Annotated in this window: 11 protein-coding genes and 1 tRNA gene; 6 read left to right on the forward strand and 6 right to left on the reverse strand. The window is 56.5% G+C overall.

Annotation, left to right across the window (positions count from 1 at the left end):
- The first annotated feature begins 898 nt into the window (after positions 1-898).
- On the forward strand, positions 899-1990 hold the full coding sequence (locus B7364_RS00085; protein ID WP_085337907.1) for a WD40/YVTN/BNR-like repeat-containing protein: 1092 nt from the start codon (positions 899-901) through the stop codon (positions 1988-1990).
- A 301-nt stretch (positions 1991-2291) separates the two neighbouring features.
- Here B7364_RS00085 and B7364_RS00090 read toward each other — a convergent pair whose 3' ends face one another.
- Positions 2292-2744, reverse strand: coding sequence for a winged helix-turn-helix transcriptional regulator (locus B7364_RS00090; RefSeq protein ID WP_085337908.1), 453 nt, complete (start codon positions 2742-2744; stop codon positions 2292-2294).
- Between the two features lie 116 nt (positions 2745-2860).
- Here B7364_RS00090 and B7364_RS00095 point away from each other — a divergent pair, with 116 nt between their 5' ends.
- Genes B7364_RS00095 through B7364_RS00105 form a run of 3 tightly spaced genes read left to right on the forward strand, consistent with a single transcriptional unit; the run spans position 2861 to position 5014 of the window.
- Complete coding sequence (locus B7364_RS00095) at positions 2861-3601, forward strand: SDR family NAD(P)-dependent oxidoreductase (protein ID WP_085337909.1); 741 nt, start codon at positions 2861-2863, stop codon at positions 3599-3601.
- A gap of 7 nt (positions 3602-3608) precedes the next feature.
- On the forward strand, positions 3609-4208 hold the full coding sequence (locus B7364_RS00100) for a 2-hydroxychromene-2-carboxylate isomerase (RefSeq protein WP_085337918.1): 600 nt from the start codon (positions 3609-3611) through the stop codon (positions 4206-4208).
- Positions 4205-5014 carry a thioesterase family protein gene (locus B7364_RS00105; RefSeq protein ID WP_085337910.1) on the forward strand — a complete coding sequence of 270 codons (810 nt, stop codon included), beginning with the start codon at positions 4205-4207 and terminating at the stop codon, positions 5012-5014. The genes B7364_RS00100 and B7364_RS00105 overlap by 4 nt, the downstream gene beginning before the upstream one ends.
- 6 nt (positions 5015-5020) lie before the next feature.
- Here B7364_RS00105 and B7364_RS00110 read toward each other — a convergent pair whose 3' ends face one another.
- The 4 genes from B7364_RS00110 to glmU form a co-directional block, all read right to left on the reverse strand.
- A complete protein-coding gene (locus B7364_RS00110; RefSeq protein WP_157893373.1) occupies positions 5021-5569 on the reverse strand; it encodes a response regulator transcription factor in 549 nt (182 codons plus the stop codon).
- Positions 5570-5692: 123 nt separating this feature from the next.
- Positions 5693-7075 carry a glutathione-disulfide reductase gene (gor, locus tag B7364_RS00115; RefSeq protein WP_085337912.1) on the reverse strand — a complete coding sequence of 461 codons (1383 nt, stop codon included), beginning with the start codon at positions 7073-7075 and terminating at the stop codon, positions 5693-5695.
- Between the two features lie 1318 nt (positions 7076-8393).
- A complete protein-coding gene (gene rpiA / locus B7364_RS00130) occupies positions 8394-9107 on the reverse strand; it encodes a ribose-5-phosphate isomerase RpiA (protein ID WP_232780757.1) in 714 nt (237 codons plus the stop codon).
- Positions 9104-10474: a bifunctional UDP-N-acetylglucosamine diphosphorylase/glucosamine-1-phosphate N-acetyltransferase GlmU gene (gene glmU / locus B7364_RS00135; protein WP_085337915.1), complete on the reverse strand. Its 1371-nt coding sequence runs from the start codon at positions 10472-10474 to the stop codon at positions 9104-9106. Before glmU ends, rpiA begins: the two co-directional genes overlap by 4 nt.
- Before the next feature lie 143 nt (positions 10475-10617).
- Here glmU and B7364_RS00140 point away from each other — a divergent pair, with 143 nt between their 5' ends.
- Positions 10618-11298 (forward strand): HAD-IA family hydrolase, encoded by a 681-nt coding sequence (locus B7364_RS00140; RefSeq protein WP_157893374.1) that lies wholly within the window; start codon positions 10618-10620, stop codon positions 11296-11298.
- A 1-nt stretch (position 11299) separates the two neighbouring features.
- Here the strand turns inward: B7364_RS00140 and B7364_RS00145 are convergent, their stop codons facing one another.
- The gene (locus B7364_RS00145) at positions 11300-11503 is read right to left on the reverse strand and encodes a phosphoglycolate phosphatase (RefSeq protein WP_085337917.1); all 204 of its coding nucleotides are present in this window, start codon (positions 11501-11503) and stop codon (positions 11300-11302) included.
- Positions 11504-12118: 615 nt separating this feature from the next.
- Here B7364_RS00145 and B7364_RS00150 point away from each other — a divergent pair.
- Positions 12119-12175: transfer RNA gene (locus B7364_RS00150), tRNA-Val, on the forward strand.

Below are 12175 nucleotides of genomic sequence, written 5' to 3' on the forward strand. Positions count from 1 at the left end.
GTGTTGCCGCTGCAGCAACAACGCCCTCTCATTGGAGATGGCTAAAGGTTATGCGAGGCTTGGATACAGGGGGATAAGTTTTGTTCTATGCGCTCCCCTCTCCCTGCGGGAGAGGGGGCGGGGGTGAGGGCTTATCCGGCACAAAACGATAGTGTGTTCTGGGGCTTAGGATGGTCCACCACTACTTTCTTGGCGACTGTAAGCCCTCACCCCCTACCCCTCTCCCAGGGGGAGAGGGGAGATTCCATCTGGACCCATCTTGGTGGAAACCTTGTTTCACCAAAATGGATGATCGAGGATGGCCGCGACATCTGGGTCGTCAAGTGCGCAGCTTTGCTGCGTCGTAAGCGATCCGTTTTCGAAGAAAACGGACACTTGACTACCCCGATGTCGCAATAACAATTTTGGTAGCGGTTGGGTGACCAGAATGGGCACCAAAGCGCTTCTAGATAAAAACCTAACCAAAACCACCGTCATCCCCGCCGGAGCGAAGCGCAGAGCGGGGACCTCCTTGTGCTTGTGCGGCACAGGGTCCCGGATCGGCTCACGCCGTCCGGGATGACACCGTGAAAAAGGGTTTTATCTGGAAGGCTTTGGTGCAGGCTGTGCCTGCCCCAAAGGCCAAACTCACTTGTTGGTGGGCGACTTGACGCGACAAATCACCCGATCACGCTAGAGGTTGCGGTTGGGTGACCAGAAGGGTCACCAAAGCGCTTCTAGACAAAAAACTTTCCCCGCCGCCACAATGCCATCCCCGCCGGAAGGAAGTGGCAAGCGGGGACAAAATGGTTTGGAAACCGATAAGTCCGTCCCCAAGCTAAACCCTACCAAGCTTTAACTTGACCGCACCAACCCACGGGTTAGGGGACGGGCATTGGATGAAGTGGGGGCGCCTCATATGACTTTTGACCTGACCAAGCGTGAACTTTCTTTCGGCCTAGCGGGCTTCATGGCCAGTGGGGCAACAACCGCTGTCCATGCAGACGCCACCCGCCCAACTTGGCAAAAACTCGCGACCGAGCCCTATCGTGGCAAGCAAGATGATCTGGTTGTTCTGGCCGATGGCCAAACGGCTTGGTATGGCAACGGGGCCGGGAAATTATACCAAAGCGTCGATGGCGGCGATCATTGGTCCAAAATCTGGGATCAGCCTGGCACCTTCATCCGCGCGCTGGGTTTTGTTGATGCCCAAACCGGCTTTCTGGGCAATGTTGGGACCGATTATTATCCAGGCGTCACCGACCCCCACCCGCTCTACCGCACCCGCGATGGTGGCAAAAGTTGGCAGAAAGTGATGGCGGTTGGGATCGAGCGGGTAAAGGGTATTTGTGGCATTGATTGTCTACCCATGCGCCGTATTTATCAGGGGGAGGCCAAAGTCAGCCACCTGATCCATGCCGCAGGCCGCGTGGGCGGCCCCGCCTTCATTTTGCGCTCTGAAGACAGTGGTGAAAATTGGCATGTGCTCGACCTGACCGCACAAGCCGGCATGATTTTGGATGTGAAATTCTTAAGCCCCAGCATTGGATTTGTCTGCGCGGCAAGCTCACCTGATTTAGAAGCGGCCCAAGCCCTGATCCTGCGCACAGACGATGGTGGCAAAACGTGGCAAGAGGCCTATCGCGGGAGGCGAAATCTCGAAAATTGCTGGAAAATGAGTTTTCCAACCAAGGAGATTGGCTATGCCACCGTGCAATCCTATGACGAGAAAAATGCCAATCAGCTGTTTATCAAAACCACCAATGGCGGCAAAAGCTGGGTCGAAATGCCTTTGACCCAAGATGCGGCGGCGCGCCAATTTGGGATTGGCTTTGTCGACGCCGATCGCGGCTTTATCGGCACCCGCCAGCAAGGCTTTGCGACCCAAGATGGCGGCAAAAGCTGGACCCCGGCCCCCGACATGGGTCCTGCCGTCAATAAGGTACGCGTGGCCGCCACGGGCAAAACAGCCTTTGCGATTGGGGTGCAGGTGAGCCGCTTACGGCTATAGGCGACTGTGCCGCAGCGCGCACATCGCAGGCTGAAGGCTTTGGGCCAAGCTCTGCCTACACCAAAGGCCAATCTCAGTTCTCTATGGGCGATATGACACGTTTCGTCCGCTTCGCGCCAGATTTCCACCGGAAATCTGCACGTGACGCGCCTCATGGCCCGGCCAGGATATTGAAAGCGGTTTGGTAGGCTGGACGGCGCACCAACCGCTTCAAGATGAAGGCGCTGCCCGCTCTCGCAACGCCATCTCGGTGAAAGCGTGCGCTGCGAGCGGGGATCTCAAGCGATCATGCGGTTCAAGATCAAACAGAACCAATCGCCCGCACCGCCCGCACGTCCTTAGCCACCACTTCTTCCCCGCAGGCCGCACAAGCCACATAGGGGGTTAAGATATGGCCGCAGGTTTGGTGACGGTGGCGGATTTGGGTTTCGGGCTGGCCTTCTACCGCTGTGCGACCCCATTCGCCCAGCATGAGCATCACCCCATTCAGCGCACGCCCCTTCGCGGTCAGGACATAATCATAACGCACTGGGCGATCCTGATAGGGGCGCTGGACCAAAATGCCTGCTTCCACCAAATGCGCCAGTCGGTCGCGCAAAATCGTGCGGGAAAGGCCCAGATTGGCTTGAAACGCTTCAAAGCGTTGTACACCAAAAAAACAGTCGCGCAGGATCATCAAGGTCCAGCGATCGCCCAAAATGCTCATGGCCCGGGCGATGGGGCAATCGGCTGTTTCAAGGTCACGCCAGCGCATATGCAAATACTCTCTTAGTTGACGCTGCGGAGGTGATTGACGTTGACCAGCGCCGCCCGTTAAGTGCGTTTAGTTTATGGACTGACTATAGGCCTCTGCCCAAGGAAAACGCAAGCATGACACAAGAGCGCGCGAAAGTTTGTCTCGTGGTGGGGGCCGGCGATGGCCTTGGCGGGGCCATTGCACGTGCCTTTGCCGCCCAAGGCCTGATCGTGTGCGTGACGCGCCGCCCACGCAACCTCGACAGCCTAGAGGCCTTGGCCCAGTCCATCCGCGATCAGGGCGGAGAGGCCTATGCCTTTGGCTTGGATGCGCGTGAGGAAGAGCCGATGGTGGCTTTAATCAACAAGATTGAGGCTGAGATTGGTGATTTGGAGGTCGTGGCCTTCAATATTGGGGCCAATGTGCGCTTTTCGATCACGGAGACTACCTCCCGCGTGTATCAAAAAGTCTGGGAAATGGCGGCCTTTGCAGGCTTTGTCGCTGGGCGGGAGGCAGCGCGCGTGATGAGCCCGCGCGGGCGCGGCACCATCATCTTTACCGGTGCCACCGCAAGCTTTCGCGGGCGCGAGGGATTTTCCGCCTTTGCTGGGGCCAAACATGCCTTGCGCGCGTTGGCCCAGAGCATGGCGCGCGAATTAGGCCCCAAGGGCCTGCATGTCGCCCATGTGATCTTAGACGGCATGGTGGAAGGTAGCTTTATCAAAGGCTTATTGCCCGATTATGAGGCACGCTTGGCAAAAGGCGATATCATCCAAGTGGATGAGGCGGCTAAAAATTGGGTCTGGTTATGGAACCAGAATAAATGCGCTTGGACCCATGAATTAGATCTGCGGCCCGGCAGTGAAACCTGGTGAGGAAACCATGAAACAACTTGAATTCATCTTCGATTTCGCAAGCCCCAATGCCTATTTGGCCTATCAGGCTTTAGGCCCAATTTTAGAGGCGACCGGGGCGGAATTGGTGATTACGCCCTGTCTGTTGGGTGGCATTTTCAAAGCCACGGGCAACCAAGCCCCCATGGTGGCTTTTGGCGGCATCAAGAATAAGTTGGACTATGAGATGCTCGAGATGCGCCGTTTTATCGCGCGTCATCAGTTAACTGCCTTCAAAATGAACCCACATTTTCCGCTAAACTCCATTCATGCCCAGCGCGGCCTGATCGCTGCCCAGGCCGCTGGCGTCGGTCTGCCTTATATGCGGGCCGTGCTAAAAGGTTTTTGGGAAGAAGGATTAAAGATGGATGATGTGGCGGTGATCGAACAGGTTCTGACCCAAGCGGGGCTAGACGGCCCTGCCCTCATGGCCGCGACGACCGAGCCCGAGGTTAAGGCTGCCCTGATGGCCAATACCGAAAGCGCCGTCGCGCGCGGGGCTTTTGGCGTACCCAGCTTTTTCGTGGGCAGCGAACTTTATTTTGGCAAGGACCGTTTAGGCCAAGTACAGGAAGCTTTAGCCGCATGAGCGACACGCCCGCCCCCACCCGCTTTGACCATTTGTTGAATAACCTTGTGCTGCAAGATGGCAGCTATCAGGTCTCGGTGGGACCCGATTGGATGCAAGGCCGCACCCTGTATGGCGGCATTTCATCGGCTTTGTGCCTACATGCCACCCGCCTGGCCTATCCAGATCTGCCGCCCTTGCGCTCTGCCTTGATTGCCTTTGCAGGCCCCAGCGCCGGGGATGTGCATATCCGCCCCACCATCCTTCGGCAGGGCAAGTCTGCCGCCTTTATCACCGCTGACCTAAGCAGCGAAGCCGGATTTGGTGTGCATGCGACCTTTTGTTTTGGGGCAAGCCGTGTCTCGACCAAGCGGCAAGTTCTGTTAGACATGCCTAGCCTGCCAAGCCCCGATGAAGTCTATCGCCCAAAGCCAAAGGACCGGGTGCTGCCTCATTTTACCGACCATTTCGATATGCGGGTTGCCAAAGGCGGGCTGCCGCTATCGGGCGCAGCTGATGCCGATATCTGTTGGTGGCTCAAGGCGCTCGATAGCCATGAGGATTTTGCGGAAGCCACGCTTCTGGCTTTGGCTGATGCGCCACCACCAGCCGCCCTCAGCCTGTTTGACAGTTTCACGCCTTTAAGCACCATGACCTGGATGGTGGATTTCTTAGCCGACGATCTGACAAGCCCCGACGGGTGGCATGCCGCGCATTTAAAGAGCGAGGCCATTGCCGATGGCTATTCAGCCCAGAATTCTTATGTCTGGGCCTCGGACGGCAAACCCCTTTTGGCCTGCCGCCAGACAATTGCATTGTTTGGCTGATCTTCCTCAAGGGGTATGGCGCGGCAAGACCAGCAATTCGTCAATCCGGGTTGAGATCTGATCCTCACGACGCTGCTTCGGCGGTTCAATATCGGGATTGACGCGTCCGGTGCGGCGACAGGGGCCATTATAGCCTTCAGAGGAAATGAAGGGTCGTGGCTTTTCGAGGGCTGCAACAAGCCGCGTCAGCAAGACTGAGCTTGAAAACGGCTTTGCGACCAATTCGGTTACCCCTGCCTCGCGCGCCTCATAGACAAAGGTCATGTCGCTGCGCGTGGCCAACAGAATAAGGGCAGACATGCGATTGACACCCAACTTGCCCGAACGGATCAGCCGGGTGATGGCAATGGAGTCCAAATTTGGAATTCCAGAATCAAGCATGATTGCCCGATAAGGAGTCGAGCGGACCGCATCGATGAATGCCTTAGACTCAGACACTTCATTGATATTGCTAAATCCGTAATGCAATAGGTTAGAGCGCACAGCCGAGCGGATCTGCGGGTTTGACTCCGCCAAAAGGATCGGGGCAGCTTTGCTCTGCGGGGATGGGCGCATCGGCACCTCGCCTGGCTTTTTGTGTGGATAGAGCACGCACAGGGATAATCTACCCGTCAGTAACAAGCATGGGTTACAGATTGCCTAACAGAGAAAGAAAAAGGCTTAGGCCGTGCGGCTGGCCTATAAAATAGGCGGGACCCACTTGTCTTTCATCGTCACCAATTCTTCGGCCACCGTGGGGTGGACCGCGCAGGTGGCATCAAATTGGGCCTTGGTGAGACCATGTTTCACCGCAATGCCAACGGCTTGGATGATTTCTGCCGCATCAGGCCCAACGATATGGCAGCCGATCACCACATCATCACTCTGGCGCACCACAAGTTTCATCAACATGCGGGTTTCTTCATTGGGCATCACATAGCGCATGGGCCGGAAGGTGGTTTTGTAGATATCAACCGGGCCATATTTTGCCCGCGCGTCGGCTTCAGACAGGCCAACCGTGCCTGTCGGGGGTTGGGAGAAGACGGCGGTGGCAATCGTATCATGGTCAAACGCCATGGGCGTGCCGCCAAAGACGGTGGCGGCAAAGCACGCCCCTTCCCGGATCGCAACCGGGGTCAAATTCATCCGATTGGTCACATCGCCCACCGCATAGATGGACGGGACAGAGGTTTGGGAGAAGGCATCCACCTTGATCGCGCCATTGGTCTCGCGCGCCACGCCCACGCTCTCACAGCCCAGCCCATCGCTATAGGGGTCGCGGCCCACCGCCAGCATCAAAGCCTCGGTCTTGACCGTCTGGCCATTGACCAAATGCGATATTAGGCCCGTTTCGGTCTTCTCAACGCTGGCCAAGACTGTATGGGTCACCACGCGAATGCCCTTGCGCTTCAATTCGCCATGCACATGCAGGCGCACATCATCATCAAAGCCGCGCAGCACGGTATCGCCGCGATAAAGCAGCGTCACATCAACGCCTAAGCCCTTCAACAAAAAGGCAAACTCAACGGCAATATAGCCGCCCCCGGCAATCAGGATCGACTTGGGCAGCGCGTCTAGCAGGAAGATTTCATTGGAGGTGATCGCATGCTCAATCCCCGGCACTTCGCTCGGCACATAGGGTTTGCCGCCGGTGGCAATCAGAATGACTTTGGCGGTCACCGTCTCGCCCGTCGACAATTTCACGCTGTGGGGGCCGGTGATTTCGGCGCGTGCTTGGATGATGCTGACGCAGGAATTGCGCAAGTTACGCGCATAAATCCCGCTCAAGCGGTCCACTTCAGCGCCCACATTGTCGCGCAACGTCGGCCAGTCGAACCGCGCGCCCTCAAAAGTCCAGCCATAGCCGGGGGCGATATCGGCCATCTCATGGCCAAATTCAGAGGCATAGATCAACAGCTTCTTGGGCACACAGCCGCGGATCACGCACGTACCGCCGATCCGATACTCTTCGGCCACCGCCACCTTGGCCCCATAAGCCGCACTCATCCGCGCGGCCCGCACCCCACCCGAGCCCGCACCAATGACAAACAAGTCAAAATCATAGGCGGTCGCGTCAGTCATGGAAGGTCAGCTTTCGTTAAAGGTCGTGACCGTCCATGTAGGGGCCGAGGTGCGGGATTGCTAGGTGGGGCATGTGGTTGGGGTTAGTCAATTGGTTCTTGGGCACCCGAAACACGCCCTTAATGCAAGCCAGATTTCTTGCCGAAATTTGACAATGGGTCTTTTTATGAATGGCAGAAGTCATGCGCTGTTCCACGACCCGCAATCGCTGCCGCAGGAAAGTCCATCTTAGAAGCGATTTGGTGCTCCCTTTGGTTCACCAAACCGCAACCTCAATTGTTTTTGCGACATCAGGGTTGTCAAGTGCGCAGCTTCGCTGCGTCGCGACGCGATCGGTTTTCAAAGAAAACCGACACTTGACGACCCTGAAGTCGCGCTCAAACTCGATTGGCCGTTTTGGTGAAACATGGTTTTCACCAAAGCGGTTCCAAGTGGAAAAGCAAAGACAAGTATCCTGCCTCTGGATAAATGGGATCGCGCTCGACCAAGCCCTCCAATTAATATGTCGGCTTTGACCACTTTACGCGATGAGATGGCAAGAAGACGTTTGACAACGGCAAAGTCCAATCTTGGCATGCGCCTGTCCGCCCCATTCCTCGACAGTCGGGCTGTAGAGTCAGCCATGGACTCAACTAGACTTTGATAAGCGACCGCCAACAAGTCTGTCGATGCTTTCGTCGTAGAGTCGAGACATCGCCCTAAATCGATCGCGGCTTCAATGACGGTTGGCTTCTTAACGAACTTAGGCCGCCGCACCGCCATTTCTTTTGCGACATCGGGGCCACGGAGAGGTTGGCTTCCCAAGAATATATTCCTGAACCCAACCAATCATAATCATTCAGACTCTGCCTGAAGGCTTTCCCAGTCAGCACAGCTTCGGCGACCACCTCGTCGCATACATGATAGCCAAGCACAAAGCTGGTCGAAAGCCGGTGCACCTATCTTCCTGAATAGCGTCTCGTGAGATTGCCTTTGGCGGTTAAAATACCCTCTCGCCGCAAAACCAATTCTGCCGCACCGGGTGAGGCGCGCAGCCGGGCGTCGAAGTCCTTCGCCAGCTCCTTAAAGCGGGCAACAGCCGCCGGGGAGTTGGGTGCCGGAGTGGCTTAGTCAAAAATCAACTGGCCAATGTCTTGGCCCAAATGCACACCACCGACGAAAACCAACAGCCAGATGGCGCACAAGATGGCAGCAATCGCGAAGTCGAGTTCGGTTGGTTTGGTCATGTCAACAGTCCAGAAAATAGTCCAAATCCATAGGTTGTTTTTGGCGTCAAAGCGATCAGGCATCAAGATGATGGGACATTCGTGCTTGAACCCTAAACCTCCACCATATCCACCCCATCCTCATGGCCGAGCAGCACGGTGCGGACGGTGCGGGGGAAGGCGAGGAAGATGCCGTTTTCGACGACGCCGGGGATGGTGTTGAGGGCATTGGCCGTGGCGGCGGCGTCTGGGATGTGGCGGCAGGCGCAGTCTAGGATGTAATTGCCATTGTCGGTGATAAAGGGCCTGCCGGGGGCGCCAGCTTCGCGCAACTTGATATCGGCAGAGGTACAGCCCGTGGCGCGCAGGGCATCAAACACTTTTTTGGCCGTGATCGTAAAGCCAAAGCTGGTTACTTCAACAGGCAGAGGAAACGCCCCTAAATCTTTGACAAGCTTAGACTTATCGGCAATCACCACCAAATGATCAGTGGCATGGGCGATGATTTTTTCCCGTAATAGGGCCCCGCCCCCGCCTTTGAGCAGATTGAGATATTGGTCGACTTCATCCGCGCCATCCACCGTCACATCAATCCGGTCGGCTTGGTCGACTTCGATTAAGGCGATGCCAAGGCTGGCGGCCAAACGGCGGCTGGCCTCTGACGTGGGGATTGCGCCAATCGAAAGGCCTTCTCGCACGCGTTCGCCTAACATGGAGATGAAGTGATTGGCGGTAGAGCCTGTGCCCAAGCCCACAATCATGCCGTCTTCAACATATTCAAGGGCGGCGGCGGCGGCCTGCATCTTGGCAAAGTCAGGGCCGGTCACGCGCCCTCCCCCTTGGATTTCAGGGCTTTGGCAGCGGCCTTGCGGGCGCGAAACTTGGTGGCCCAACCATCCAGATTACGCTGATCGGCCCGCTCTAGCCCCAAAGCCCCTGCCGGCACATCCTTGGTGATGGTAGAGCCTGATCCCGTCATCGCGCCCTCGCCAATGGTGACGGGGGCAACCAACATGGTGTCTGAGCCGATAAAGGCATTGGCCCCGATCTCGGTATGATATTTGTCGAACCCGTCATAATTACAGGTGACGGTGCCCGCCCCGATATTGGTCTTGGCCCCCACGGTGACATCGCCCAGATAGGTCAGATGATTGGCCTTGGCCCCGGCCCCGATCTTGGCCTTCTTGGTCTCAACAAAATTGCCGATATGGGCGTTTTCGCCAATGTCGCTGCCGGGACGGATGCGGGCATAGGGCCCGATCAAGGCCCCTTTGCGGATAAAGCAATCTTCCAAATGCGAGAAGGCGCGGATCACGGCCCCAGTTTCCACCACCACTTTGGGCCCAAAGACCACATGGGGCTCCACCGTCACATCATTGGCGATTTCCGTATCATGGGAGAAATAAACCGTGTCAGGCGCGGTCAGGGTCACCCCGGCCACCATCGCCTCTTGGCGCTTGCGGGCTTGGAATTGGGCTTCGGCTTGGGCCAGTTCCACCCGGCTGTTGACGCCCAAAACCTCATCCTCCGTACCTGGGACAGCCGTGGCGCGAAGGCCGCGCGCGCGGGCCAAGGCCACCACATCGGTCAAATAATATTCGCCTTTGGCATTGTCATTTTTAACCTCGGACAAGAGCTCAAATAACATTGGAGCAGGGGCAGCCAAAACGCCGGAATTACATAAGCGCACCGCCAATTGTTCGGGGCTTGCCTCTTTGGCCTCCACAATCGCATCGAGGTCGCCCGAGGCATTCAGGATCAAGCGGCCATAGGCACCGGGGTCTGCGGCCTCAAAGCCCAGAACCGAAACGGCATAACCTTGGACGAGACTGTCAAAGACTTGGGCAGCCGTCTCGGTACGGATCAAGGGTGTGTCGGCATAGAGCACGATGGCATCCCCCTCAAACCCTTTGAGCGCCTCGCGCGCCGCATTCACGCCATGGGCGGTGCCCAGTGGGGGATCCTGCAGCGCCGTAGTGCCCGGGCCAAGGCTTGCCTCTGCCACCAGCTTGGCGTCTGGATTATGGCTGCCGACCACGACGATGATCTTTTCACAGCCCAAGCTTTTGGCCAAAGCAATCGTCCACGCCATCATCGGGCGGCCACCCACGGGGTGGAGGACTTTCGACACGCTCGACTTCATACGTGTGCCGTGTCCAGCTGCAAGAATAATGGCGGCGCGCGCGCGAGACATGGGATTTCCTTCCAGGATGCAAATGCTGATTCGGCTTGTGCCCAAACGTCTAGCCTTCTAGCCGTCGAACGGGCAGACAGACCAGAGGCCAAACAGAAAAAGCTTTCTGGGCGGCTATGTCGATGAACCAAAGGAAGATGGAAATGCGCGGAATGGATGGGCTGGCGATCTCCTTTGATCTGGACGGCACCCTGGTGGATACCGCGCCGGATTTGGTGCGCGCGACCAATGCCGTCATGGTGCGCGCGGGCCTGCCGCAGATTTCATTGACCAGTGTGCGCGGTATGATCGGACAAGGTGCCCGCGCCTTGGTGATTAAGGCGGGCCTTGCGGCTGGTGTGAGCTTTAATGATGAAACCTTGGCCGCCCATGTCGCTTATTTCCTCGAAGTCTATCAAGCTGGCCTAACGCAAGAAAGCGTCCCGTTTGACGGGGTGATAGATGCGCTGGAGGCCCTATCCGCGAGGGGGGCGATCTTAAGCGTCTGCACCAATAAGCCTGCCCATCTGGCCCAGCCCGTGCTGGAGGCTTTTGATATGGTGCGCTATTTTAAGGCAATCGTCGCCAATGGGCAGGCAGGGGTAAACAAGCCCGATGGCCGCCATTTAACCTATACGATTGAGGCCAGCGGCGGCAGGGTGGACCATGCCCTGATGGTGGGCGATAGCATCACCGACCTGCAGGCCGCGCGCAATGCCGCCATCCCCGTCGTCTTGGCGACTTTTGGCTATACCATAGAAAAAGCGTCCGCCTTGGGGGCGGACGCTATCTTCGATCATTATCATGAGCTGCCTGATCTGATCGAGCAGCTTTTGATAAAATGATTTATGCGGCTTCAGTCACGGCGCGGCGACGTGGCAAACCATTGACCATGTCAGAGCGCACATCGGTACGGCCCGAACGCATAGCTGGCACGAAACCTTCTTCAACCAGATCAACGCTCACGTCATAGCCGCGCTCGCGCCAATACTCTTGAATCTTCAGCTTCAAACGTCGTGCGCCGTCGTTCGTGCAAAAATCGCCTTCCATTTTAGTCCTCATTTTTTCTGTTTTTGATTGGTTGAGACAAACCCGCAACGAGCATCGGTTTGTTTTGGATGGCGGCTTTAACTACACAAACCTGTCACATTCAAGGCAAAAATCGACGAATTTTAAGCGGTCTTCAAACACCAAAAAATCATCAAATTAGGACTTGACATCAGATTTTCTCAACATGTCCCAAATTCGCGAAAAATAGCGGTAGAAAATTGCAGATTTGCAAGCTTGTGCAGAATTTTTTTGGCCAAATAGGGTTGTTTTCCATGAATCACTCAAGGCCATTCGCCTTATTTTTACTGATCATAGGTGCATTGCAAATTTGCATGGAACCGATTGCGGACGGCGATTCAGGGCCAAAACCTGCCTAAATGGCCGTTCTTATCGAATAAGTGGGGTGGCACGGCTTCATTTTGCGTCCCCCAATTGATTCCCGCATGCGCGGCTCTGGGGATAGGATAGCTAAACTTTGGCGCTGTTTCCGGACAGTTTTTTGCGCCCCATCCGATCACGATTGGCACCTCGCCCCCTTGACGGGATCGCCGCCAAGCTTCATGACGCCGCCTCTCGCACGCGGGTTTATCCAAACCATGTCGCGGACGGGCGATTAGCTCAGCGGAAGAGCACTGCATTCACACTGCAGGGGTCACTGGTTCAATCCCAGTA

The sequence above is a fragment of the Aquidulcibacter paucihalophilus genome (genome assembly GCF_002105465.1).
Classification (GTDB): domain Bacteria; phylum Pseudomonadota; class Alphaproteobacteria; order Caulobacterales; family Aquidulcibacteraceae; genus Aquidulcibacter; species Aquidulcibacter paucihalophilus.